Origin of the sequence: Mycolicibacterium frederiksbergense, from assembly GCF_012223425.1 — a bacterium.
GTDB lineage: Bacteria > Actinomycetota > Actinomycetes > Mycobacteriales > Mycobacteriaceae > Mycobacterium > Mycobacterium frederiksbergense.
The window spans coordinates 4,847,831-4,872,734 of the sequence record NZ_CP038799.1 but is presented as its reverse complement, the minus strand read 5'-3'; the positions used below and the strand labels follow the sequence as shown (position 1 = coordinate 4,872,734).

General features: G+C 68.8%; 20 protein-coding genes, 1 other RNA gene and 2 pseudogenes. 7 read left to right on the top strand and 16 right to left on the bottom strand.

Annotated elements, in window-relative coordinates; all coding sequences use genetic code 11:
- Positions 1–3: 3 nt before the first annotated feature.
- The gene (locus EXE63_RS26605; protein ID WP_168144412.1) at positions 4–2,961 is read right to left on the bottom strand and encodes a bifunctional [glutamine synthetase] adenylyltransferase/[glutamine synthetase]-adenylyl-L-tyrosine phosphorylase; all 2,958 of its coding nucleotides are present in this window, start codon (positions 2,959–2,961) and stop codon (positions 4–6) included.
- 9 nt (positions 2,962–2,970) lie between these two features.
- A complete protein-coding gene (locus tag EXE63_RS26600; protein ID WP_168144411.1) occupies positions 2,971–4,308 on the bottom strand; it encodes a glutamine synthetase family protein in 1,338 nt (445 codons plus the stop codon).
- 83 nt (positions 4,309–4,391) lie between these two features.
- Between EXE63_RS26600 and EXE63_RS26595 the strand changes: the two genes are divergently transcribed.
- Positions 4,392–5,603: an ABC transporter permease gene (locus EXE63_RS26595; RefSeq protein WP_168144410.1), complete on the top strand. Its 1,212-nt coding sequence runs from the start codon at positions 4,392–4,394 to the stop codon at positions 5,601–5,603.
- A gap of 14 nt (positions 5,604–5,617) precedes the next feature.
- Here the strand turns inward: EXE63_RS26595 and EXE63_RS26590 are convergent, their stop codons facing one another.
- The 4 genes and pseudogenes from EXE63_RS26590 to EXE63_RS33135 form a co-directional block, all read right to left on the bottom strand.
- Positions 5,618–7,114: an alpha/beta hydrolase gene (locus tag EXE63_RS26590; protein ID WP_168144409.1), complete on the bottom strand. Its 1,497-nt coding sequence runs from the start codon at positions 7,112–7,114 to the stop codon at positions 5,618–5,620.
- 77 nt (positions 7,115–7,191) lie between these two features.
- Positions 7,192–8,703, bottom strand: a complete 1,512-nt coding sequence (locus EXE63_RS26585; RefSeq protein ID WP_210000020.1) for an alpha/beta hydrolase — start codon at positions 8,701–8,703, stop codon at positions 7,192–7,194.
- Positions 8,704–8,745: 42 nt separating this feature from the next.
- Entirely contained in the window at positions 8,746–9,195 is a 450-nt protein-coding gene (locus tag EXE63_RS33140) for a WS/DGAT domain-containing protein (RefSeq protein WP_234904650.1), read from the bottom strand.
- 195 nt (positions 9,196–9,390) lie between these two features.
- Positions 9,391–10,135: pseudogene (locus EXE63_RS33135) on the bottom strand (wax ester/triacylglycerol synthase family O-acyltransferase); the annotation flags it as partial.
- Positions 10,136–10,295: 160 nt separating this feature from the next.
- Here EXE63_RS33135 and panB point away from each other — a divergent pair.
- Complete coding sequence (gene panB / locus EXE63_RS26575; protein WP_168144407.1) at positions 10,296–11,126, top strand: 3-methyl-2-oxobutanoate hydroxymethyltransferase; 831 nt, start codon at positions 10,296–10,298, stop codon at positions 11,124–11,126.
- A gap of 37 nt (positions 11,127–11,163) precedes the next feature.
- Here the strand turns inward: panB and EXE63_RS26570 are convergent, their stop codons facing one another.
- Positions 11,164–11,943, bottom strand: coding sequence for an enoyl-CoA hydratase/isomerase family protein (locus tag EXE63_RS26570; protein WP_168144406.1), 780 nt, complete (start codon positions 11,941–11,943; stop codon positions 11,164–11,166).
- A 142-nt stretch (positions 11,944–12,085) separates the two neighbouring features.
- On the opposite strand from EXE63_RS26570, the gene EXE63_RS26565 reads away from it, so the two are divergent.
- Positions 12,086–13,546: a CYTH and CHAD domain-containing protein gene (locus tag EXE63_RS26565; RefSeq protein WP_168144405.1), complete on the top strand. Its 1,461-nt coding sequence runs from the start codon at positions 12,086–12,088 to the stop codon at positions 13,544–13,546.
- A 4-nt stretch (positions 13,547–13,550) separates the two neighbouring features.
- Here the strand turns inward: EXE63_RS26565 and rnpB are convergent.
- From rnpB to EXE63_RS33640, 4 genes and pseudogenes are all read right to left on the bottom strand, one after another.
- An RNA gene (rnpB, locus tag EXE63_RS26560) (RNase P RNA component class A) lies at positions 13,551–13,960 on the bottom strand.
- A gap of 549 nt (positions 13,961–14,509) precedes the next feature.
- Positions 14,510–15,652 carry a DUF222 domain-containing protein gene (locus EXE63_RS26555; RefSeq protein WP_234904282.1) on the bottom strand — a complete coding sequence of 381 codons (1,143 nt, stop codon included), beginning with the start codon at positions 15,650–15,652 and terminating at the stop codon, positions 14,510–14,512.
- A 165-nt stretch (positions 15,653–15,817) separates the two neighbouring features.
- Complete coding sequence (locus EXE63_RS33645) at positions 15,818–16,441, bottom strand: class I SAM-dependent methyltransferase (RefSeq protein WP_436277760.1); 624 nt, start codon at positions 16,439–16,441, stop codon at positions 15,818–15,820.
- A 111-nt stretch (positions 16,442–16,552) separates the two neighbouring features.
- Positions 16,553–17,347 (bottom strand): annotated as a pseudogene (locus tag EXE63_RS33640) (NAD(P)/FAD-dependent oxidoreductase); the annotation flags it as partial.
- Between the two features lie 47 nt (positions 17,348–17,394).
- On the opposite strand from EXE63_RS33640, the gene EXE63_RS26545 reads away from it, so the two are divergent.
- Positions 17,395–17,964: a helix-turn-helix domain-containing protein gene (locus EXE63_RS26545; protein WP_168144403.1), complete on the top strand. Its 570-nt coding sequence runs from the start codon at positions 17,395–17,397 to the stop codon at positions 17,962–17,964.
- Positions 17,965–17,969: 5 nt separating this feature from the next.
- Here the strand turns inward: EXE63_RS26545 and EXE63_RS26540 are convergent, their stop codons facing one another.
- The 4 genes from EXE63_RS26540 to cobC are packed head-to-tail and all read right to left on the bottom strand — an operon-like array spanning position 17,970 to position 21,827.
- A complete protein-coding gene (locus EXE63_RS26540; protein ID WP_168144402.1) occupies positions 17,970–19,028 on the bottom strand; it encodes a bifunctional RNase H/acid phosphatase in 1,059 nt (352 codons plus the stop codon).
- Positions 19,025–19,753: a zinc ribbon domain-containing protein gene (locus EXE63_RS26535; RefSeq protein WP_168144401.1), complete on the bottom strand. Its 729-nt coding sequence runs from the start codon at positions 19,751–19,753 to the stop codon at positions 19,025–19,027. Before EXE63_RS26535 ends, EXE63_RS26540 begins: the two co-directional genes overlap by 4 nt.
- Positions 19,750–20,880 (bottom strand): Nif3-like dinuclear metal center hexameric protein, encoded by a 1,131-nt coding sequence (locus tag EXE63_RS26530; RefSeq protein ID WP_168144400.1) that lies wholly within the window; start codon positions 20,878–20,880, stop codon positions 19,750–19,752. Before EXE63_RS26530 ends, EXE63_RS26535 begins: the two co-directional genes overlap by 4 nt.
- Positions 20,877–21,827 (bottom strand): Rv2231c family histidinol phosphate aminotransferase CobC, encoded by a 951-nt coding sequence (cobC, locus tag EXE63_RS26525; protein WP_234904649.1) that lies wholly within the window; start codon positions 21,825–21,827, stop codon positions 20,877–20,879. The genes EXE63_RS26530 and cobC overlap by 4 nt, the downstream gene beginning before the upstream one ends.
- 115 nt (positions 21,828–21,942) lie before the next feature.
- Between cobC and EXE63_RS26520 the strand changes: the two genes are divergently transcribed.
- From EXE63_RS26520 to EXE63_RS26510, 3 genes are all read left to right on the top strand, one after another.
- On the top strand, positions 21,943–22,608 hold the full coding sequence (locus EXE63_RS26520; RefSeq protein WP_210000017.1) for an HAD-IA family hydrolase: 666 nt from the start codon (positions 21,943–21,945) through the stop codon (positions 22,606–22,608).
- Between the two features lie 82 nt (positions 22,609–22,690).
- Positions 22,691–23,119, top strand: a complete 429-nt coding sequence (locus EXE63_RS26515; RefSeq protein WP_234904648.1) for a low molecular weight protein-tyrosine-phosphatase — start codon at positions 22,691–22,693, stop codon at positions 23,117–23,119.
- A gap of 25 nt (positions 23,120–23,144) precedes the next feature.
- Positions 23,145–23,987 carry an SURF1 family cytochrome oxidase biogenesis protein gene (locus EXE63_RS26510; RefSeq protein WP_168144397.1) on the top strand — a complete coding sequence of 281 codons (843 nt, stop codon included), beginning with the start codon at positions 23,145–23,147 and terminating at the stop codon, positions 23,985–23,987.
- On the opposite strand, the gene EXE63_RS26505 is transcribed toward EXE63_RS26510, so the two are convergent.
- Positions 23,941–24,903, bottom strand: coding sequence for a cobalamin biosynthesis protein (locus tag EXE63_RS26505; RefSeq protein ID WP_168144396.1), 963 nt, complete (start codon positions 24,901–24,903; stop codon positions 23,941–23,943). The genes EXE63_RS26510 and EXE63_RS26505 overlap by 47 nt on opposite strands.
- Position 24,904 lies beyond the last annotated feature (1 nt).

Sequence of the window (24,904 nt, the reverse complement as noted above, 5' to 3'; positions counted from 1 at the left end):
GGTTCAGCCCCCAAAGACATTGAGCACCACGGCCTTCGCGCGCCGTGTCACCCGCAGGTAGTTGTCCAGGAACTCCCCGCCGTCACCACCTGCCCAACCGGCTGCGGCCGCAACGGCATTGAGCTGGCGTCCCGGGCCGGGCAGCTGGTCGGTGGGCTTGCCGCGCACCAGTACCAGCGCATTGCGGGCCCTGGTCGCGGTGAGCCAGGCCTCGCGCAGCAGCGCGACGTCGCCCTCGGCGACCAGTTCCGCGGCACCGATGGCGTCCAGCGTCTCCAGCGTCGAGGTGTTGTGCAGCGCCGGGATCTTGTGCCCGTAGCGCAGTTGCAGCAGCTGCACCGTCCACTCGATATCGGCGAGGCCGCCGCGGCCCAGCTTGGTGTGGGTGTTCGGGTCCGCACCGCGGGGCAGTCGCTCGGCGTCCACCCGGGCCTTGACCCGACGGATCTCCTGCACGGTCTCGGCCGACACCCCGCCCGCCGGATAGCGGGTCTTGTCGACCATCAACAGGAACCGCTCGCCCAGGTCGGCATCGCCGGCCACCCGGTGCGCCCGCAGCAGGGCCTGGATCTCCCAGGGCTGTGCCCACTGCGCGTAATAGGCCTCATACGAGGACAGCGTCCGCACCAGCGGGCCGTTGCGGCCCTCCGGGCGCAGGCCGATGTCCACCTCCAGAGGCGGGTCGGCGCTGGGGGTTCCGAGCAGTGCCCGCACCTGTTCGGCGACGGTCACCGACCACTTCACCGCCACGGCTTCCTCGACTCCGTCGGCGGGCTCGCAGACGAACATCACATCGGCGTCGGATCCGTACCCCAGTTCACGGCCGCCGAGCCGGCCCATCCCGATCACCGCGATGCGCGCCGGTGGGCCGCTCTCCGGTGACCTGTCCCGGACCACCACCTCCAGCGCGGCCTGCAACACCGCGACCCAGATGGATGTCAGGGCGCGGCACACATCGGAGACCTCGAGCATGCCGAGCAGATCCGCCGAGGCGACGCGGGCCAGTTCCTGACGCCGCAGGGTGCGCGCCGCCGCGATCGCCCGCGCCGGATCCTGGTGGCGCCCCGCCGATGCGACCAGGGCCCGGCCCACGGTGTCGGGGTCGACGTCGAGCAGCTTGGGCCCCTGCGGGCCGTCGGCGTAGAGCTGGATGACCTCGGGGGCCTTCATCAGCAGATCCGGCACGTAGGCCGAGATGCCGAGCACCCGCATCAGTCGTTTGGCGACCGCACCCTCGTCGCGCAGCGTGGCCAGATACCAGCGCAGGTCCCCCAGTTCCTCGCTGATCCGCCGGTAGGACAGCAGTCCGGCGTCCGGGTCGGGGGTGTCGGACAACCAGTCCAGCAGCGTGGGTAGCAGTACCTGCTGCACCCGGCCACGCCTGCCGCCCTCGCCGGCCAGCGCGGCCAGGTGGGTCAGCGCGCTCTGCGGCCCCTCATAGCCGAGCGCGGCAAGCTGGCGCTCGGCGGCCTCGGTCGACATCCCCTCCGCGAAGCCGGGTTTGCCCACCGATTCCAGCAGCGGCTGGTAGAACAACTTGGCGTGCAGGCGCGATACCCGCATGCTCTGCCGTTTGAGTTCCTGGCGCAGCACCCCGAGCGCGTCGTGCTGACCATCGGGGCGCATGTGCGCGGCGCGCGCCAACCAGCGCATCCCCTCCTCGTCATCGGACTCGGGCAACATGTGGGTGCGCTTGAGACGCTGCAGCTGCAACCGGTGTTCGAGCAGCCGCAGGAACTCGTAGGACGCGGTGAGGTTGGCGGCATCGTCACGGCCGACGTAACCGCCCGCGCTCAGGGCGGCCAGCGCGTCCACCGTCGAGGCCACGTGCAGCGCGTCGTCATTGCGGCCGTGCACCAATTGCAGGAGTTGAACCGCGAATTCGACATCGCGCAGACCACCGGTGCCCAGTTTGAGCTCGCGCGCCCGCACCCCGGCGGGGACCAGTTCCTCGACGCGGCGGCGCATCGCCTGCACCTCGACCACGAAATCCTCGCGCTCGCAGGCGGTCCACACCATCGGCATGAGCGCCTCGATATAGCGGGCACCGAGTTCGGGGTCGCCGGCGGCCGGTCGTGCCTTCAGCAACGCCTGGAACTCCCAGGTCTTGGCCCACCGCTCGTAGTAGGCGATATGTGATTCCAGGGTGCGCACCAACTGGCCCTGTTTGCCCTCGGGCCGCAGTGCCGCATCCACCTCGAAGAAGGTGTCGCCGGCGAAGCGCATCATCTCGCCCGCCACCCGGGTGGTGATCGCATCCGCTTTCTCCACCACGAAGATGATGTCCACGTCGCTGACGTAATTCAGCTCGCGGGCACCGCATTTGCCCATCGCGATCACCGAGATCGCCGGCGCGGGAGCGTCGCCGCACACCGTCTTGACGGCGATGGTCAGCGCCGCGGCCAGCGCGGCATCGGCCAGATCCGAGAGGTGTTCGCCGACGGTGCTGAACTGCAGCACCGGTTCGTTCTCGACCGTCGGCGCCATATCGAGCGCGGCGAGCACCAACAGCCGGTCCCGGTAGAGGGTCTGCAGCGGCAGGCTCGCCGTGCGCGGGTCGGCGATGCTCTCCGCTTCGGCGACGAACGCCTGCCGCAAGTCCTCGACGGGCGGCAGCGTGACCGCACCCGCCAGCAGATGCCAGGACTGCGGCCGGGCGATCAGGTGATCGCCGAGGGCCAGCGACCCGCCCAGGATCGAGAACAGCCGTCCGCGCAGTGCCTTGTCCTTCAGCAGCGCCTGGTTGAGTTCCGTCCAGTCGGACTCCAGCGCGTCGGCGAGGCGCACCATGGCCCGCAATGCCACATCGGCGTCGGGCGCCCTGGACAGTGACCACAGCAATTCGACGTGGTCATCGGTGGTCCAGCCGAGCCGGTTCAGGTCCTCCCGCGCGGTGAGCTCAACAAGTCCGAGCCGGCCCACACCGGGCAGTTTGGGGCGCTGCGTCGCGGGTTTGGCCACCCACCCAAACTACAGCGACAGGTAGTTCTTCAACTCGAACGGGGTGACCGTGCTGCGGTAGCTCTCCCACTCCGTGCGCTTGTTGCGCAGGAAGTAGTCGAACACGTGCTCCCCCAACGCTTCCGCGACGAGTTCGGAGGTCTCCATCTCGGTCAGCGCCACCCCGAGGCTGCCCGGCAGCTCCTTGTAGCCCATCGCGCGACGCTCCTCGGAGGTCAGGCTCCACACGTTGTCCTCGGCCTGCGGGCCCAGCACGTAGTTCTTCTCGACACCGCGCAGACCGGCGGCCAGCAGCACCGCGTAGGTCAGGTACGGGTTGCACGCCGAGTCCGGGCTGCGCACCTCGATGCGGCGCGAGGAGGCCTTGCGCGGGGTGTACATCGGCACCCGGACCAGGGCCGAGCGGTTGGCCGCACCCCAGGAAGCCGCGGTCGGCGCTTCGCCGCCGTGCACCAGCCGCTTGTAGGAGTTCACCCACTGGTTGGTGACGGCGCTGATCTCGCTGGCGTGCTCGAGAATGCCCGCGATGAACGACTTGGCCACATCCGAGAGCTGCAGTGGGTCATCGGCGCTGTGGAAGGCATTGGTGTCGCCCTCGAACAGGCTCATGTGGGTGTGCATGGCCGAGCCCGGGTACTCACCGAAGGGCTTGGGCATGAACGAGGCCCGCACGCCGTCGGCCAGCGCGACCTCCTTGACGAGGTAGCGGAAGGTCATCACGTTGTCGGCCATCGACAGCGCATCGGCGTAGCGCAGGTCGATCTCCTGCTGGCCGGGCGCGCCCTCGTGGTGGCTGAACTCCACCGAGATGCCCATCTGCTCCAGCGCATCGATGGCATGGCGGCGGAAGTTGGGCGCCGAGTCGTGGACGGCCTGGTCGAAATAACCGCCGTTGTCCGCGGGCACCGGCATGTCCCCTTCACCACCCGGCTTGAGCAGGAAGAACTCGATCTCCGGGTGCACGTAGCAGGAGAACCCGAGGTCGCTGGCCTTGGCGAGCTGGCGGCGCAGCACATGGCGGGAGTCCGCCCAGGACGGGGAGCCGTCAGGCATGGTGATATCGCAGAACATCCGCGCGGAGTGGTGCTTGCCGGCACTGTCCGACCACGGCAGCACCTGGAAGGTGGACGGATCGGGTCGGGCGACCATATCCGCCTCCGAGACCCGGGCGAAACCCTCGATGGAGGAACCATCGAAGCCGATGCCCTCCTCGAAGGCGCCTTCGAGTTCGGCGGGTGCGATAGCCACCGACTTCAGGTATCCGAGCACGTCGGTGAACCACAACCGGACGAAGCGGATATCGCGTTCCTCCAGCGTGCGCAGCACAAATTCCTTCTGGCGGTCCATGCTGGAAGCCTAGGTACCGGCTGTTAAATCTGTGTTACACACGCGTCGCGGTTCCGGCGACCTCGACGTGATTCAGTGTTGCGGTGATCGAAGATGCCGACCGGGAGTCCCAGTCGCTCGCGGCCATCCAGGAATTACGCGCCCTGACCGGCGCCTTGCGGGCCGCCGAAGCGGCGGCCGCGGCCGCCGAATGGGGTGACGACGCCGCCCTCGCCGAGGAGGCCCGGCGAGCCCGCGTCGAGCTCGGGCGTGTCGTCGGCGCGGATGTCGGGGCGGCCGGGGCGTCCGAACAGTGGCTGGCCCGCGCGACCGGGCACGCCGACGCGGTGGACTCGACCCGGGATCTGCTGCCGCAGACCCCGCAGCAGGCCGCGGCCAACGTGGTGGTGGCGGTGGGCCTGGCCCGGGCGGCGGTCGCCGAGGCGGTCACCCAGGTCGCCCTGGCCCGGCAGGTGGCACCCGAGCCGACCCGGGCCGCGGTGATGCGCGGTGTCCGGCCGCTGCTGCCCGGTCTGACACGCCGGGTCGGCGCCGAACTGCGCCACGTCCTGTTCCACAGACCGCGGGCGATCCTGGTCCGCACCGCCATCACCCTGGGCATCGCGCTGTCACTGGTCGGCTTCTATCACTTCTCCGGCCTGGTCCGCTATGACGCCGGCCGACTGACCCTCTACCTGTTCGCGGCGATCGTGGGCAGCGTGATCTGCACCAACGCGCTGTGTTTCGAGGCCGAACGGGTGCGCCAGGCGCTGGCCGCCGGCGAGCGCATCTGGCGCATTCTGGTGGTCAAGAACATCACCATCGCGGTGCTGGTGATCGGGGCGGGCCTGCCGGTGATCGGCGCCCTCACCGCGATCGGGGACGGTAATCCCGTCGCAATGATCGACCAGCTGGTGACGATGGTGTTCATCTGGCTGGGCGTGGCGAACGTGCTGTCGGTGCTGTATCCGCTTCGCCACGAACCGGTTTCGGCGCGCCTGCACGACGGCACCTGGAAGCCTTTCCTGTTCTCGTTCGCGCTGTCCTACGGGGTCGGGCTGACGGTCAACCTGATGATCTACTGGCGGCTCTGGTCCCGGCAGTACGCGGCCCGCGAACTCGTCGGCGGCGATTGGGCCGCCTTCGGGCTGGTGCTCGCCAGCGCGCTGAGCAGCTGGGTGTTGCTGACGGTGTTCGCGGTGGCCTGCAGCCGCGATCCCCGGGTGCGGGCGTTGCTGTCCCGCGAGATGATCCCGTTCCGGAGGGCTGGGGGTACCTCCCGCTTGCGGGGGAGAGCGCAGCGACCCGGGAAATAGGCCCAGAAGAAGGCTCAGCAGCGCAGCCCGGGCGGCGGCTGAACCAGGTCCTGCAGGAACGCCAGCACCGTGGTGTCCACGCACTCGTCACCGTTGAACACCACGGTGTGCTGGGTGCCCTCAAAGGTCACCAGCGGCGCGTCGAGCTGGCGGGCCAGTTCCACGCCGGCCTCGTACGGTGTGGCGGGATCGCGCGTGGTCGACACCACGATCACCTTCCCCGGGCCGGGCGAGGTCGCGGCCGCCGGTGCCGACGTGGACGGCACCGGCCACAGCGCGCAGGTGTCGCGCGGCGCATAGCCGGTGAAGGTGCCGTACTCCATGAACGGCGCGGCCGCGCGGGTGCGCCGGTCGGCATCCACCCAGGCCGCCGGGTCCGTCGGGTACGGCGCGTCGACGCAGCGGATCGCGGTGAACGCGTCCTGCTGGGTGCGGTAGTGCCCCGACGCATCGCGACGCCAGTAGTCGTCGGCGAGCTGCAGCAGGTCGCTGGGATCGGTCCCGCGCTGCAGGCCGAGCAGCCCGCTGGTCAGGTACGGCCAGTAGCGCTTGCTGTAGAGCGCGTTGGCGGTTCCGGTGATGGCGTCGGCGTAGCCGAGTCCGCGCGGACCCGGGGTCGCCGCGGGCCGCTGCACCAACGGGTCGACGAGTTGGTGGTACCGCGCGACGGCCTGGGCGGGGTCGGTGCCCAGCGGGCAGTCGGCCGATTGCGCACAGTCCGCGGCGTAGTCGTCGAACGCTCGCTGGAAGCCGGTCAGCTGCCAGACGCTCTCGCTGATCGGATCCGAGCCGGGATCCAGCGCACCGTCGAGCACCATGGCCCGGACCCGCTCCGGGTAGCGGTGTGCGTAGGCCGTGCCGAGTTCGGTGCCGTAGGAGAACCCGAGATAGCTCAGCTGTTCCTCACCGAGGGCCGCGCGTACCGCGTCCATGTCCTGAGCGGCCGAGTCGGTGCCGACACTGGCCAGGAACTCCCGCCCCACGTTGTCCAGGCAGGATTGCGCGAACGACCGGTACCTGCCTTCGATATGGGCCACTCCGGCCGGGCTGTAGTCGGCCATCGGATCGCTGCGGTAGGAGTCGAATTCGGCGTCGGTGCGGCAGCGCAGCTGCGGGGTCGAGTAGCCGACACCGCGCGGATCGAAGCCCACCAGGTCGAACTGCTGCCCGATCGGGGAGGCGGCCAGGGCGGTGCCCATCGAGGCGACGGTGTCCACCGCCGACGCACCCGGGCCGCCGGGGTTGACCATCAGCGTGCCGATCCGGTTGCCCGCTGCGGGAATCCGGATGACGGCCAGTTGCGCCTGTGCGCCTTCGGGATTGGCCCGGTCGACCGGAACCGCGATGGTGGTGCACTGCGCGGTGGTGATGACCGGGGCGTCGCCGAGGAATTGCGCGCAGCCACCCCAGGACGGCGGTGCTGCCTGCACCGGTGCGGACAGCATGCCGGCCGTGGTGAGCAGGGCCAGCAGCACCGCGAAGATCCTGCCCGCCAGCCACATGGCCCTCATGTTTGCACGCGGGACGGGGCGACATCGCCGGCGGATCCAGGCAGAGACCACCCGGGAACCAGACGGTGACAGCGCCGTTATCTGCAGCGGGTGCCCTCGGGGGGAACGACTCCGTCGATGACGTACTTCGCCGAGATGTCGTCCACGCAGGCGTTGCCCTGGAACACCACGGTGTGCTGGGTGCCCTCGAACGTCAGCAACGTGCCGCCGAGTTGTTCGGCCAGGTCGACACCCGCCTGATACGGGGTGGCCGGGTCGTTCGTGGTGGACACCACCAGGGTCGGCGGCAGCCCGGGCACGTTCAGTTCGTGTGGTTCCGAGGTGGGCGGCACCGGCCAGAACGAGCAGGTGCCCATCGGGGCGTTGCCGGTGAACTCGCCGTAGCTCAGGAACGGGGCCACTTCGCGGGCCCTCCGGTCCTGTTCGATGACGGTCTCCCGGTCGGTGATGGGTGGCTCGTCGACACAGTTGACGGCGACCCGCACATCGGTCGAATTGTTGTAGTGCCCGTTGGCATCCCGGCCCATGTACAGATCGGCCAGCGCCAGCATGGTGTCGCCGCGGCCGTCGCGCAGCTCGGTCAGGCCGTCGGTGAGGTGGCGCCACAGGTTGGGTGAGTACAGCGGCAGGATGGTGCCGACGATCGCATCGCTGTAGCCGAGGCCGCGCGGATCGCTGGTCGGCGCCGGGTCGTCGACCAGCGGGTAGACCAGGTCGTGATACACCTCGGTGGCCTTCGCGGGGTCGGTGCCCAGCGGGCAGTTCGGATCCTGCGCGCAGTCCGCGGCGTAGTCGTTGAAGGCGGTCTGGAAGGCCTCGGCCTGCCGGATATCGGCCTCCACCGGGTCGGCATTGGGATCCACCGCCCCGTCGAGGATCATCGCGCGCACCTTGTCACCGAAGAGCTCGGCGTAGGTGGCGCCGATCCGGGTGCCGTAGGAGTAGCCGAGGTAGGTCAGCTTCTCGTCACCGACAGCCTCCCGCATGGCATCGAGATCTTTTGCCACGCTTTGGGTTCCGACATTGGCGAGGAACTCCTCGCCCATCTTCTCGACGCAGCGGTCGATGAACTCCTTGGTCTGGGTCTCGATGTGGTCGACGCCTTCGTCGGTGTATTCCACCGTCGGATCCGCACGCAACCTGTCGTTGTCCTCGTCCGAGTTGCACCACAGCGCGGGTTTGGACAGGCCGACCCCGCGCGGATCGAAACCGACCAGGTCGAATCGTGCCCGCACCGACTGCGGCATGGTGCCGACGATGTTGACCGCGGCCTCCACACCCGATTCGCCGGGACCGCCGGGGTTGACGAACAGCGAGCCGATCTTCTCGCCGGTCGCCTTGATCCGGATCATCGCGATCTGCGCCACGTCCCCGTCGGGGTTGTCGTAGTTGACCGGCACCGACAGCAACCCGCATTCCGCGCCGGAGGGAATCCGCGACTCCCCCGACGCGGCCTCACACGGCGCCCACTGCACCGGGGTGCCCGGCCGGGGGGCCGAAATCACGGCGCGGCCGTCGACTGCGTTGCTGCATCCGGCGACCAGAAGCAGCACCATGGCGGCCGCGGGGACCCCGCGCGTGAGGTTCATGGCTGACCATGCTGCCATGTGCCGACATCGGAGCAGGTGAGGCTAGCCGCTGACCGCCACCAGCTCGGCCAGTTCGACGGCGAAGTCATCGGCCATCTCCCACAGGTCAGGCAGCAGTTCGGGGCAGGAGATGAGCCCGACGTCGAGCTTGCCCGTCAGCGACATGACGGTGATGTTGAGCCCGGAGCCGTGGAAGATCGGGCCCAGCGGATACATGGCCCTGACCTCACACCCGAGCAGGTACAGCGGCACCTGCGGGCCCGGCACATTGGAGACCACCAGGTTGTGCACCGGCGCGGCCGCCGAGAGCTTGCTGCGGGCATAGACCCGCATGGCGACCCCGAACACCGCGGGCGCGGCGAACTGGGTCCAATCCTGCAGCAGGGTCGCGCCGATCGCCGAACTATGTTGTTTGGCAACCGAGTTGGCCGACGCTATGGCCATCAACCGTTCGGCGGGGTCTTCGATGTTGGTGTGCAGTGCGGAGAACATGCCCGACACCTGGTTGCGTCCGGGCCGATCGGACTTGTCGTGCACCGAGACCGGGATCATGGCCACCAGAGACGATTCCGGCAGCTCGTCGCGGTCGAGCAGGAAACGCCGCAGCACTCCGGAGACGAGGGCCAGCACGACATCGTTGACCTTGACCCCGAAGTGGTCCTTCACCGTCTTGATGTCGGCCAGGTCGAGCTCGGCGAAGGAGATGTTGCGGTGCCCGGTGACGTTGGCGTTGAACGCCGTCTTGGGTGCGGCGAAGGGCGCCGCCATGGTCAGGCCCTTGGTGGCCCGGCGCGCCGTGTCGACGACCGTGGACACCGTCGCGGGCAGCATGTTGACCAGCTTCAGCGGCCGGGTGACGAACTTGACCGCGCCGCCCACGGCGATCTCCAGTTCGGACGCTCCCCGACGCCGTCGACGGCGTCGGGGGCGGGGCGTCGGGCTCGGTGGTGCACAGTGTGGACATCAGGTTGGCGCCGGTGACGCCGTCGACGGCCGCGTGGTGCACCTTCGTCAGCAACGCCAGCCGCCCGCCGGCGTGTGCGTCGGTGCCCGCGACGTTCTCGATGACCCACATCTCCCACAGCGGCCGGCTGCGGTCCAGCGGCAGCGATGCGATGTGCCCGCAGATCTCGGACAGTTCGGTGCGCCCGCCCGGCGACGGCAGCCCGATGCGGTGCAGATGGCGCTGTACGTCGAAGTCGGTGTCCTCCACCCAGACCGGGTGATCCAGGTTCAGTCGGCTGTCGGCGAGCTTCTCCCGGAATTCCGGCATCGCCTTGATCCGCATGGTCAGTTCGTCACGCAGCCGGTCGAAGGTGTAGCCGCCGGGCATCGTCGAGGTGTCCAACTCCAGGATCGAGCAGACGTGCAGGGGCTGGGCCGCGGTTTCGAGATACAGGAAGCTGGCGTCGAGCCCGCTCAGACGTTGCATGGTGCCGATGGTAGGACCGCGCGGTGTCGATGTGAGGAAATCCACTTAACCGGTCGTTCACCTTCACGCCCAGGGGTGGCACACTGGACGTCGTCAGATGACCCGGGGACCCGGATGGGCCACGAGGATCAACCCGACAACCACACATCGAGGGACAATGATGTCTGAGCAGTCCGTTTATGGTGCCACCAAAGCGCCCGTGAAGGTCCGCACCCACCACCTGCAGAAGTGGAAGTCCGAAGGCCACAAGTGGTCGATGCTCACCGCATACGACTTCTCCACCGCCCGAATTTTCGATGACGCCGGCATCCCGGTGCTGTTGGTCGGCGATTCCGCCGCCAACGTCGTGTATGGCTACGACACCACCGTGCAGGTCACCGTCGACGAACTCATCCCGCTGGTCCGGGCCGTCGTCCGCGGCGCCGAGCACGCCCTGGTGGTCGCCGATCTGCCGTTCGGCAGCTACGAGCGCAGCGCCGACCAGGCGCTGGAGACCGCCACGCGCTTCATGAAGGAGACCGGCGCGCACGCGGTCAAGCTGGAGGGCGGCGAGCGGGTGGCCGCCCAGATCGCGGCGCTGACCCAGGCCGGTATCCCGGTGATCGCGCACATCGGCTTCACCCCGCAGAGCGTGAACGGCCTCGGTGGATTCCGGGTGCAGGGACGTGGCGACGCCGGCGATCAGACCATCCACGATGCCATCGCGGTGGCCGAGGCGGGCGCGGTCGCCGTCGTGCTGGAGATGGTCCCCGCCGAGCTGGCCACCCAAATCACCGGCAAGCTGACCATCCCGACCGTCGGTATCGGCGCCGGCCCGAACTGCGATGCCCAGGTGCTGGTGTGGCAGGACATGGCCGGGCTGACATCGGGCAAGACCGCGAAGTTCGTGAAGCGGTTCGCCGATGTCGGCGCCGAGTTGCGGCGCGCCGCAGCGCAGTACGCCGATGAGGTGGCCAGCGGGGTCTTCCCCGCCGAGGAGCACTCCTACTGACCCTCTCCCCGGGTCGCTTCGCTCCTGCCCGTCGGATCTAACCGAACTCCGGGGCGCGCTTGCCCAGGAATGCGGCGATGCCTTCCTTGCCGTCGGCGCCGGCGGCGTTGCGGGCGATGAACCGGCCTTCCAGTTCGAGCTGCGCTTCGTAGTCGGCGCCGTAGGTGTTCAGCAGCAGCTGCTTGACCGCCGAGTTGGAACCCTTTGCGCCGGCAGCGACCTCGGCCGCGAGCTCCTCGAGCTTGGCAGGCAGGTCGGCGTCGGGAACCACGATGGTCACCAGGCCCCATTCCAGTGCCTGCGGGGCCTTGAGCACCCGGTTGGTGATCATCAGTTCCTGGGTGCGCCGCAGGCCCACCAGCCGCGGCAGCACATAGGAGGCGCCGCCGTCGGGGCTCAGGCCCGCCTTGGTGTACGCCATCGTGAACGACGCCGACTCCGCGGCGAGCACCAGGTCACCCGAGACGCCGAGGGAGAATCCCGCGCCGGCGGCCACACCGTTGACCGCGGTGATCAGGACGGCGTCCATCCGGGCGAAGGTCGACATGGCGCGGTGCAGATCGGTGGCGATGCCCTTGACGAAGACGCCCGGGTCATCGGCCGCGGCCATCGCCTTGAGGTCACCGCCCGCGCAGAAGAACCGGCCCGCTCCGGTCAGGGTGACCACCTTCGTCTCCGCTGTGTCGCACAAGGTTGCCGCGTCGGCGAGGTCGCGCGTCATCGCCGCGTTCATCCCGTTGGCGGCGTCGGGCCGGTCCAGGACGATGTTGACGACGGATCCGGCCCGGGTGAACTTCAGCGTCTCGAATGCGGTCATGGCGCTCACCGTATTACGGCAGGGCCATCGTGTGTAACACGCGCCCCCGGATTCGGGCGCCTGCTACGCCCGGAGGTTGTTCACCTGGATGTGGCACGCTGTTCACAACGTCTGACAGATGCGGTACCGAACAAGGGTGAACATGCCTGCTGATAAGCCAAAAGCGTCGCGCCACACCGAGGTTGAGCGGAAGTTTGACGTGGTCGAGACCACCGTCTCGCCGTCTTTCGACGGCCTGGCCGTGGTGTCGAGGGTGCAACACGCACCCACCCAGACGCTGGAAGCGGTGTACTTCGACACACCCAACTACGACCTGGCCGCCAAGCGCATCACCCTGCGCAGGCGTACCGGAGGGGGCGACGCCGGCTGGCACGTGAAGCTGCCCGCGGGCCCGGACGCCCGCACCGAGGTGCGCGCACCGCTGGCCGACTCGGTTCCCGAGGAGATCCGGGATGTGGTGGCGGCGATCGTGCGGGACCGGCCGCTGGGTGCCGTCGCCCGCATCACCACGCAGCGCGCCGTGTCATTGCTGTTCGGTGCCGACGACGCCCCGATCGCGGAGTTCTGCGATGACCAGGTAACCGCGGCCGCGCTGCGCCCGGACAGCGAACCGCAGGCCTGGCGGGAATGGGAGCTGGAACTGGCCGAGGGCGCCGGCTCCACCGACATCCTGGACCGGCTGTCGAACCGGCTGCTCGACGCGGGCGCGGTACCGGCCGGGCACGGCTCCAAACTGGCCAGGGTGCTCGCCACCGCCGAGCCGGAGGCACCGACGGTCGAATCAGCCGACCCGGTGCGGCGGGCCGTCGCGGCAAACGTCGAGGAACTGGTCGCGTGGGATCGGGCCGTGCGCGCCGATGTCTACGATTCCGTGCACCAGATGCGGGTCACCACCCGCAAGATCCGCAGTCTCATCGCCGACGAGTCGTTCGGTCTCGCCGATGACGCCTGGGTGCTCGATGAACTGAAGCTGCTGGCCGGCATTCTCGGGGTGGCCCGCGATGCCGAGGTGCTGGCCGAGAAGTACGAGGAAGCACTGGACGGGCTGGCGCCGGAGTTGGTGCGCGGCCCGGTACGCGAGCGGCTGGTCGAGGGCGCCAAGCAGCGCTATGCCGGCGGGTGGCGACGATCGCTGCTGGCGATGCGCTCGGAGCGCTACTTCCGGTTGCTCGACGCCCTGGATGAGCTGGTGGCCGCACCGTCGGCGACTGCGGAGAAATCCGGCGAGGAATCCGCTGCGGCGAGTGTGGCCGCGGCCTACAAGAAGGTCCACAAGGCCGCAAAGAAGGCCGAAGAGGACGGCACCGACGAGTCCCTGCACCGAATCCGCAAGCGCGCCAAGCGCCTTCGCTACACCGCCGCGGCGACCGGGGATTCCGCGGTGGCCGATGGCGCCAAGACCATCCAGAGCCTGCTCGGCGATCACCAGGACAGCGTGGTCAGCCGGACACACCTGCTCGAGGAGGCCGACGCCGCGCACGCCGCCGGTGAGGACACCTTCACCTACGGACTGCTCTACGAGAAGGAGGCCGAGGTGGCGCTGCAGGCCGAGGACGGGATCGACGGCGCCCTGAAGGCCCTGAAGAAGGCCGTCAAGAAGTAGGGGGCGGACGAGCTGGCCTGTAAGCCGGATTCTGTTCCTCTCCGGAGTGTCCGGCGAGGCGGCGACCATCCATCTGGACACACCGTCGCCGGGTGCCTCAAGCGGCCTACCCGCAAGCTCGGGCGAGCAGCCCTCGGACGCTTGCGCAGCCACAACCAGGTTGTGGCCTTCTTGGCCTTGCTTCGGGTGGGGTTTACCTAGCCACCCCGGTCACCCGGGATGCTGGTGCGCTCTTACCGCACCGTTTCACCCTTACCTTCGCTGTCACGAGGACAGCGGAGGCGGTCTACTTTCTGTGGCACTTTCCCGCGGGTTTCCCCGGATTGCCGTTAACAATCACCCTGCTCTGTGAAGTCCGGACTTTCCTCGACGCCCAGGTGGAAACCTGAACTCCGCGGTCGCCCGGCCAACTCGTCCGCGCCGATCACCGTACCCTTAGGCGCCCTGAGCAGGTAACGACAGCCCGACAATCGCTGATCGCAGTCACCCCTTTAGATCGTCAACCCCTTTAGAACGGTGGCGGATCGCTGTCGCTGGCCGCGCGTTCGAGGGCGAGTTCTATTCGGTTGCGGGCGCGTTCGGTGTTGATGCGTTGGGCGCGGTCTTGTGCGCGGGTGCGTTGTCGGACCGGCATCGCTTGTCGGCGGGGCGCGGTGGTGTCGCGGTCGGTGTCGTTGATGAGGCTGATCGCGCGTTTTCGGGGGATGGGGGCTTCAATGTTCCAGTGCGGGAACAGGATTGCCGCCCCCGGAGCCTTTTCGTAGCTGTGGCCGGTAGGGGCATTCCACTGGATTCGACCATCAGGTTTCGCGCTGGGTGTCCAGCCGCTGAAAGTTTTGAGCAGATGATGCAGACGGCACAGCGGGGCCAGGTTGCCCGGATGGGTGGCCGCGGCCGGCCATGGGGTCAGATGATCGAGGTCGCAGCGGTGGGCGGCCCGGTTGCAGCCGGGGAAGCTGCAGGTCAGGCGCGCATGCGGACGAACGCGGTTAGGGCTGTGGAGGGCCGGTATTGGCGTTCAGCGGGCAGGGCGGCGATCTCCGATAGCGGCTTGACGGTGGCGCCGGCGGCGACGAGTTCGGCGAGCATGGCGGCGGGGATGATGGCGCCATCGAGCATCACCCCGGGGCTCGGGTTGCAGGCCGCGGGCGCCTTTTCATCACCCGACGCGGCCGGTGTCTGCTCCTCTTTGTCTGGCGCAGCCTCGGTCGCGGTTGGCTCGGTCTCCGGGGTGCCCGCAGTACCCGGGGCGCTCTGCGGCGGAATGTCCTCACCGGCGGCGGGCACCTGGTCGGTGAGCGCATAGATGGTGATCGCGCCCGCACGCGGATCTTTCCCGCTGCCCGCACAGTTCACGTCCCCGCACTCACAGGCCAACCGTTCCAGGGCAGGTCCGACCGCACCCAAGGCGGCCAGGGCCGCGGCACGCAGTTCCCCACGCTTACGCGGATCATTCGGGCAGACGGTGTCGGCCAGGGCGTCGAGCCGTTGTTCGAGGATCTTCTTGTCGGTAATCCGCAGGCGCCCCCAGAAGGAGGCCACCCCGTTGGGGTCGTCCTTGTCGTCGAACTCCACATAGAGGTCCTTCGCGGCCCGCCGGGACCGCACCACGGCGTCGGGGTCGAATTTCTCCACCCACAGATCAACCGCGCCGATCAGCTGTTTCTCCGAATGCGCCCCATACGCGCCCGCTTCGCCGGAAATCGCCGCATCGATCAGGGCGATCGCGTCCTCGTCGACGACCAGATGCGTGCGCCAGGTGATCGCATCGATCACCGTCGCCGACACCGCACCCTTGGCGAACAAGGCCGCGGTGCTGGGTAGCCGGTCACGCAAGGCTTGGGCGATGCGCATCTGCTTGGACGCCGCATACGGATTCACATTGCAGGCCGCCGCGACCGCGGCCTGGGCCCACGCCCAACCATCAATCACCTGATGAGCAACCGTGTCGTCCTCGTCATCACACTGGCGGGCCACCACCTCACCGATCAAAACCAAACGCTGCGCGGCAGCCATCGACTCGGTCTGGGTCATGGCCGTGACCGCCGAGATGAGCGCCTCATCGCTCAACCCGGCGAGTGCGACCCGATCCAAGACTTCGAACATATGTGCGATACTACGCCGCGCCTGTGACACGAGTCGAAGATAGTTTTCGCGACCTGTGGATAGATCTCACCAGCCCTGCACGCACCGGAGCCGAGAGCCCGCAACAACCCTCCGTTCGACGACCCCCGGACGGCCGACAACACGTTCTGACCGTCCGGGGTCACTTCACTTCCGCCGCAACACCATCACGTTGTCGATCAGATGCCCCGGCTGCCCATCGGGTCCGGTGGCCTCGCGCTCGACCGGGCCCACCCGCACGCGTTCCCAGCTGTCGTCGAGGTCGAGCGATCCGACGACTTCCTCCGCGCCGGGGAATTCGACGTGCCGGTGGTTCGACCAGGGTGGCGCCTCACCGTGGTCCACGATCACCAGCAGCCCCCCGGGCGCCACCGCGGCCGCCGCCCGCTTCAGCACCCGCGCCCGGTCCAGCGGAATTTTCGAATGCAGGAACTGCGCGGACACCAGATCGAATTCGCCGTCCGGGAAACTCACCTCAAGATCGTGGTGCTGAAAGTCAATCTTGCTCAACAACTCCCCCGCGTCGACCGCGGCGCGGTCCAGAGCCACTTGTGAGACATCGGTGGCGACCACCGACCATCCCCGTGACGCCAGCCAGACGGCGTCTGCGCCCTCACCGCATCCCAGGTCGAGAGCACGCCCGGCCGGCAGCGACTCCGCAACCTCGGACAACCGCAGGTTCACCCGTCCGCTCCACACCCGATCGCGCTGCCCGTAATGCTCGTTCCAGTGCTGTTGGACATCGGGTGCCGGCCACGGCGGGACGGGCAGGCCGACGTCATCGGCCAGCAGGCTCTGCACCACGGCAGCCGCCGCGAGCGACCCACTGGCCACCGCGGCCGCCACCTGGGGCATCTGCACACTGACGTCACCGGCCGCGAATACTCCCGGCACCGTGGTGCGCTGGAACTGGTCGACGACGATGGCATCTGCCGCAACGGGACTCGCCGGCGCGAATGTCACGCCGAGATGGGCGGCCAGGTGTGAACGCTGATGCAGCACCGCTGCGACCAGTACACCGCGTCGCGGCAGCGGTGCACCCTCGGTGAACCGCACTTCGGTCAATACACCGCTCTCGGAATGGAATTCGCTGACCTGGCGGTCGTCCACCGCAATGCCGGCGGCCGCCAGCAGGTCGCTCTCCAGGCCGGCGCCGTTGCTGAGCACGACGACATCGTCGGTCCAGCCCTTGAGCATCAACGCCATGTGCACAGCCCGATCCCCGTCGGCGAGCACGGCCAGCGGCTGGTCACGAACCTCCCAGCCATGGCAGAACGGGCAGTGGAAAGCCGAACCGCCCCACAGTGCCTCCAGACCGGGGAGCTGCGGCGGCCGGTACTGCATACCGGTCGCCAGCAGGATCCGGCGCGCGTGTTCGTGGCCCCCGTCGGCGAGTTCGACGACGAAGTCCGGCCCGTCCGCTTTGGCGGCGGTCACCCGCGCCGACCGAAAGGTGACGTTCGGGTATTCCGTGAGCTCCGCGCGGCCCGCCTCGTACAGCTGGGCGGGCGGCCTGCCGTCGTGCCCCAGCAGCCCGCCGATACCGTGGGCAGCCAGATTGCTCTGCTCACCGTCGTCCAGGATCAGGGTGCGCCGCCGGGCGCGGCCGAGTACCAGCGCCGCGCTCAGACCGGCCGCGCCGCCACCGACAATGATGCAGTCCCATTGGTTGTCCATGTCATCGAGCTTGCCGATCGCCGGACAAAATGCCAAGCTCGTTTGCCATGGAGGCAAAGAGTGTCGATGACACCGTCCGCAAGCGGCTGCGGGATCTGCGCACCCAGCAAGGTCTGACGCTGCAAGATGTGGCCGCCCGCGCCAGCATCGACGTGTCGACGCTGAGCCGGTTGGAATCCGGTAAGCGCCGGCTGGCCCTGGATCACCTGCCCCGGCTGGCCCTCGCGCTGTCGGTCAGCACCGACGAATTGCTGCGCGAGCCGGAGTCCGAGGACCCACGTGTCCGCGGCAGCTCGCACACCCGCAACGGCGTGACCTATTGGCCGCTGACCCGCCAGGGCCCCACCGGCGGACGGCACACGTTCAAGGTGCGGGTCAGCACCAAACGCAACACGCCGCCCGCCGAACTTCCCGTCCACGAGGGTCAGGAATGGATGTACGTGCTCTCCGGGCAGCTGCGCCTGGTCCTGGGAGAACGCGATTTCATCATCAAACCCGGTGAGGCTGTGGAATTTTCAACATGGACGCCGCATTGGTTCGGCACCGTCGACGGACCGGTCGAGGCCATCATGATCTTCGATGTCCACGGTGAACGGCTGCACCTGCATTCCAGCTGAAAAGGCTAGAGATAGGAGGTCTGGTTCACCAGCCGCACCGAGGCGAGCCCGTCGGGATAGAACTCGGCGATGCTCAGCGATGCGAGATCGAGGTGCAGCCGGTACAGAATCCCGGCGCTACCGTCCAGCGCCAGCCGCAACATGGTCTTGATCGGCGTGACATGCGATACCACCAGCACCGTCGACCCCGCGTACTCCTCGACGATCCGGTTGCGGGCCCTGCGCACCCGCTCCGCCACCGCATCGAAGCTCTCCCCACCCGGCGGCGTCACGCTGGTATCACGCAGCCACCTGCCGTGCAGGTCCGGATCCTGTTGCGCCGCTTCGGAGAACGTCAAGCCCTCCCATCCACCGAAGTCGGTTTCGATGAGATCTTCGTCGATGACCACGTCCAGGCCGAGTTCCTTCGCGGCAGCACCGGCTGTCTCCCGGGCGCGCCCCAAGGGCGAGCAGACGACCGCGTCGATGCCGCCCTTCTCCCCCAGGTAGCGAGCCGCCGCCGCGGCCTGGCTACGTCCGAGTTCGGTGAGCGAAGGGTTGCCCCGGCCGGAGTACCGGCGGTCCACCGAGAGCTCGGTCTGCCCGTGGCGCAACAACATCAGCCGGGTCGGTTCGCCACGAGCGCCGCTCCAACCCGGCGAGGCCGGCGCCGACACGGGAGCCGCTGCAGCATCCATCGCCGCGTTGGCCAACCGGTCGGCATGGGAGTTCTCCGCCCGCGGTATCCAGCCGTACTCGATCTGCCCGAACTGCCGGGCCAGTTGCGCCGCTTCCCGATTGAGCTCCAGCAGGTCGGGATGCTTGACCCGCCAGCGCCCCGACATCTGTTCCACCACCAGCTTGGAGTCCATGAACACCACCACCTCGGTGGCACCCAGTTCGGCCGCCGCGGTCAGGCCGGCGATCAATCCGCGATACTCGGCGACGTTGTTGGTGGCCCGCCCGATCGACTCCTGACGCTCGGCGAGCACCGCCGATCGGTCCCCGCTGAACACCACCGCACCGTAGCCTGCCGGACCTGGATTCCCCCGCGATCCGCCGTCGGCTTCGACGACGACCTTCACTGCTTGACCCGCAACAGGATCGCTCCACATTCCGGGCACCGCAGCACCTCGTCGTCATCGGCGGCCAGGATCCTGGCCATCTCACCACGGTCGATCTCGATACGGCATGCCCCGCAACGCTTTCCCTGCAACAGGCCGGCCCCGGCGCCGCCACCGGCGCGCTGCTTCTCGTAGAGGGCGACCAGGTCCGAATTCAGCAGCGACGCCAGCTCGGTGCGCCGACCCGCAGACACCTGGCGGACGTTCTCGATGTCCACCAGTGCCGCGTCGCGCGCCAACTGAGCCGCCGACAACTCGTTCTGCAAGGCGTCGATGCGGGCCAGGTGCTCGGACTGCTGCCGCTGCAGCTCCTCCCGGCGTTCCATCACCTCCAGCAACGAATCCTCCAGGGAGGACTGGCGTCGCTCCAATGTCTCCAGCTCGTGCTGGAGTTCGCTGAGCTGCTTGGCGTTCACCGTGCCGCCCTGCAGCAGTGTGCGGTCACGGTCCTCGCGTTGGCGCACCGAATCGATCTCGCCCTCCAACTTGGTGATCTCGCCGTCGAGGTCCTCCAGGGCGATCCCGACCACCGCAAGCTGGTCGTTGGCCTCCTGGTACAACGCCTGCACCCGTTCGAATTCCTGTTGCTCGGCCAGATTGGCGGCACGATGGTCGACGCGACGCAATTCGGCATCGACTTCGGCCAGATCCAATAGTGAACGTTGCTGACTCACTTCGGCTTTCATGATTGGGAACCTCCATCGATATTCCACGGATCGGTGCGCACGGTACTCACGCGCACCGGTAATGCCTCGCCGAAACTGCCGCGCAGCAGCGATGCCGCCTGGTGACACCAGGGGAACTCACTTGCCCAATGCGCGACGTCGACCAGTGCCACATCAGAGATCCGGCCGTGTTCGTCGGCCGGGTGGTGCCGCAGATCTGCGGTCACATAAGCCTGTACCCCGGCGCCGTCAACCGCCCCGAGCAGCGAGTCGCCCGCGCCGCCGCAGACGGCGACCCGGGACACCACGGCGTCGGCGACGCCGGCGGCGCGCACACCCCAGGTGGTCGCGGGCAGTGCGGCGCGAACCCGAGACACGAACGCCGACAACGGTTCCGGATCGGGCAGTGTGCAGATCCGGCCGATCCCGACGTCGGCGGGCAGCGGTGCCAGCGCGAAGACGTCGAAGGCAGGTTCCTCGTAGGGATGAGCGGCGCGCAGCGCGGTGAGCACCCGTGCGCGCAGCCGCGCCGGGGCGATGACCTCGACCCGGTCCTCGGTGACCTGTTCGACGGTGCCCACCTCGCCGATGGCCGGCGTGGCACCCACGTGCGGCAGGAACTGGCCGGTGCCGGTGGCACTCCAGCTGCAGCAGGAGTAGTCACCGATCTGCCCGGCACCCGCGGCGAACATCGAATCCCGCACCTGCGCAGCCTGTTCGACCGGAACGAACACCACCCACTTGTCCAGTTCGGGTCCGGAAGGCCCACGCGACAGGACGTCCTCGACCACCAGGCCCAGCGTCTCGGCGAGCGCATCGGAGACGCCCGGTGAGGCCGAATCCGCGTTGGTGTGTGCGGTGAACAGCGCCTGCCCGGACCGGATCATCCGGTGGATCAGGGCGCCCTTGGCGGTCGAGGCGGCCACCGTGTCCACACCACGCAGCAACAGCGGGTGGTGTGCCAGCAGCAGTCCGCCCTCGGGAACCTCGGCGACCACGGCGTCGGTAGCGTCCACCGCCACCGTGACCGAGGTGACCGGCTCTGTCGGGTCACCGGCCACCAGCCCGACCGAATCCCAGTCATGAGCCAGCGCAGGCGGATACGCCGCGTCCAGCACGTCCATCACCTCGGCGAGCGAGACACTCATGTCAGGGCCTCCACCAGTCGCGGCCATTCGGGACGCACCGCCGCCCGCAGATACTCGCCGTCCAGACCGACGAAGGTGTCGCAACGGCGCACCGCAATCCCCTTGGTTTCCAGTTGCTTTCGGGTCAGCTCGGCATCCTCGACACGCAGCAGCACGAACGGTGCGCAGCCGTCCACCACGTCCACCCCGGTGGCCCGCACCCCGGTGACCATCTCCGCACGCAGGGCGGCAAGCCTGCGCGCGCCGGCGTCCGCCTCGGCCACCGCGTCCGGGGAGCAGCAGGCCGCGACAGCTTCCAGTTGCAGGGTGCCCAGCGGCCAGTGTGCGCGCCGGGCCGTCAGCCGGGCCAGCACCTCCGGCGTACCGAGTGCGTAGCCGACGCGCAGACCGGCCAGCGACCAGGTCTTGGTCAGGCTGCGCAGCACCACCACATCGGGCAGCGACATCCCGGCCAGCGATTCGGGCTCGCCGGGCACGGCATCGGCGAAGGCCTCATCGACGACGATGATCCGGCCGGGCGCGCGCAGCGCGAGGATGTCCCGCACCGGGTGCAGCACCGAGGTCGGGTTGGTGGGGTTGCCGACCACGACCAGGTCGGCCCGAGCGGGCACCGCCGCGCCGGCCAGCCCGAACGGCGGGTCGAGAACCACGTGCTGAATCGGCACCCCGGCGGCGCTCAGCACCGCCTCCGGTTCGGTGAACGACGGCGCGATCAGCGCGGCCAACCGCGGGTCCAGGTTCGGGAGCAGCGCAAAACCCTCGGCACCGCCGGCCAGCAGCGCCACCTCGTCGACCTCGCGTCCGTGCCGCGCGGCCACCGCCTCGGTGGCGCGGGCGACGTCGGCCGCGCTCGGGTAGTGCCCCAGGTCGCTGAGCCGCCCGCCGAGGCGTTCGACCAGCCAGGACGGCGGCCCGGCGGCCCGGACGTTGACGGCGAAGTCCAGCATCCCGGGCGTGACGGCCTGGTCGCCGTGATAGCGCGCCGCCTGCCGAACCTCATGAACCACAGCACGACAGTAGTGCGCCGACCAGCGGCACCGGAACATCGGCGACAATGGTGGGGTGACTGAAACCGTGACCCGAGCTCCCCAGTTGGTGCTGTTCGACCTCGACGGCACCCTGACGGACTCAGCGGACGGCATCGTCGCCAGCTTCCGGCACGCGCTGGAGAGCATCGGCGCCTCCGTCCCCGACGGCGATCTCGCCGGCCGGATCGTCGGCCCACCCATGCATCACACGCTGACGTCCATGGGCCTCGGCGACCGCGCCGACGAGGCCATGACCGCCTATCGCGCCGACTACACCACCCGCGGCTGGTCGATGAACCGGCTCTTCGATGGCATCCCCGAGCTGTTGGCGGACCTGAAGCGCGCGGGCGTGCGGCTCGCGGTGGCGACGTCGAAGGCACAGCCCACCGCGCAGCGCATCCTGACCCACTTCGAGATGGACGGGTATTTCGAGGTCATCGCCGGCGCCAGCCCGGACGGCAGTCGGGCCGCCAAGGCCGAGGTCATCGCCTATGCGCTGGCGCAGCTGGGCCCGCGACCGCAGCGGGTGCTGATGGTGGGTGACCGCAGCCATGATGTCGAGGGCGCCTCCTTCCACGGTATCGACACCGTGGTGGTCGACTGGGGATACGGCGGCACCGATTTCGACGGGCCCGATGCCCCCGCGCCGCTGCACCGGGTGGCCACCATGGCTGAACTGCGGAGGGTCCTGGGTGTCTAGTCGGCGGGCAGGAGCGCAGCGACCCGGGGAACAGTTGGTGCATGTGACATTCGTCTGCTCGGGCAACATCTGCCGGTCCCCGATGGCCGAGAAGATGCTGGCCCATCAGATCGCGGGCCGCGGTCTGGCCGAACAGGTGCGGGTGACCAGCGCCGGGACCGGCGGCTGGCATGCCGGTGACGGCGCCGATCACCGCACCAACGCCGTTCTGCTGGCGCACGGGTATCCGACCACTCACCGCGCGGCCCAACTCGACGACGATCACCTGGCCGCCGACATGGTCGTTGCGATGGGGCGAAACCACGCCCGCATGCTCGCCGACATGGGTGTCCCGCCGGAGCGGCTGCGGATGATGCGTTCCTTCGACCCACGCTCGGGCGCTTTCACCCTGGATGTCGAGGACCCCTACTACGGCGGTCCGGAGGATTTCGAGGCCGTCTTCACCGTCATCGAGGCCGCGCTGCCCGGCCTGCACGACTGGATCGACGAGCAATTGGGGCGGCACCGATGAGCGCTTGCGCAAAGAGGAAACAGCCATGAAGCGTTTCGGATTTCTGTTCCGGCCGCAATGGCTGGCGCTCTATGTCGTCGTGGCGGCCTTCGCCTGGTTGTGCTTCACTGTGCTGGCGCCCTGGCAGCTCGGCAAGAACACCACGACCTCACGCGAGAACACTCAGATCGCCAACTCGCTGAATACGGATCCGGTGCCGCTGACAAACTATCTGCCGCAGCAGGATTCGTCGGCGTACGAGCATCAGTGGCAGCGGGTGACGGCGTCGGGCCATTACCTGCCCGAGGCGCAGGTGCTGGCCCGCTTGCGGTCGGTGGACGGTGCGCCGGCCTACGAGGTGCTGGTCCCGTTCGTCGTCGACGGCGGCCCGACCGTGCTGGTCAACCGCGGCTACGTCAAACCCGACCAGGGCACCGCGGTGCCGACCATTGCGCCCGCGCCGGTCGAGCCGGTCACCATCACCGGGCGGCTGCGTGATTCGGAGATGCTGGCCGTCGGCAGGGAGCCGTTCCGGGCCGAGGGCGCAATGCAGGTCTACTCGATCAATCCGGGGCAGGTCTCCCAGGTGACCGGTGTCCCGCTGACGGGCTCGTATCTGCAACTGGTCGAGGACCAGCCCGGCGGGCTCGGCGTGATCCCGCTGCCCGTGCTGGATGCCGGCCCGTTCCTGTCCTACGGAATCCAGTGGATCGCGTTCGGCATCATCGCCCCGATCGGCGTGGGGTATTTCATCCTCGCCGAGGTGAAGGTCCGGCGCCGGGAGAAGGCTCTGGCCAACCCGCAGAAGGATTCCGAGCCCGAGACGACGGCCCCGAAGCCGGTCAGCACCGAGCAGAAGCTCGCCGACCGGTACGGCAAACGGCACTGACAGCCACCGCCAGCACGGTCGCCCCGGCCTGCACCGCCCGCGAGAGGCGCACCCCGCGACGCAGGTCGGCGGCGTCGGGGGCCGGCCCTTCACCCAGGGTGGGACGTATCTCGAGGCGGTGCGCGTACTGAGTGGGGCCACCGAGCTGCACCCCCAGCGCCCCGGCGAAGGACGCCTCGGCCACACCGGCGTTGGGGCTGGGATGCTTGCCGGCGTCGCGTTGCCAGGCCCGCCAGGCGGCGCTCGGTGTGCCGCTGACCGCCACCACGACAAGCCCGGTCGCACGCGCCCCCACATAGTTCACCACATCGTCGAATCGGGCTGCTGCCCAACCGAACTGCAGATATCTGGGCGACTTGTGCCCGATCATCGCGTCCAGGGTGTTGGCGCCTCGGTAGACCAGCAGGCCGGGCACGCCCGCGACCGCTCCCCACAGGATCGGCGCGACCTGCGCGTCGGAGGTGTTCTCCGCGACCGATTCCAGCGCGGCACGGGCCAGACCGTCGGCGTCCAGGGCCGAAGGGTCACGGCCACACAGCGACGGCAGCAGCGCACGGGCCCCGTCGATATCGTCGTGTTCCAGGGTGTCCGCCAGCCGGGCACCGGTACGGGCCAACGATGTTCCGCCGAGCACCACGTAGGTGCTCACCGCCGTGGCCGCGGCCACCCACACCGGGCCGCGCCGGCGCGCGGTGCGCTCGACGGCCACCCCGAGTACCGCCAGGGCGCCGAGCAGCGCGGCGGTGTGGGCGGCGCCGGCGGCCCGGTTGTCGGCGTAGGTGCGGCGCTCCAGCGCCGCGGCGGCGGACCCGAATGCGGCGACGGGATGACCGCGCTGCGGGTCGGCCAGGAACACGTCGGCCAGGTAACCGGCCGCCAGGCCGATCGCGCGGGCACAGCCATTGGACGCAAACACG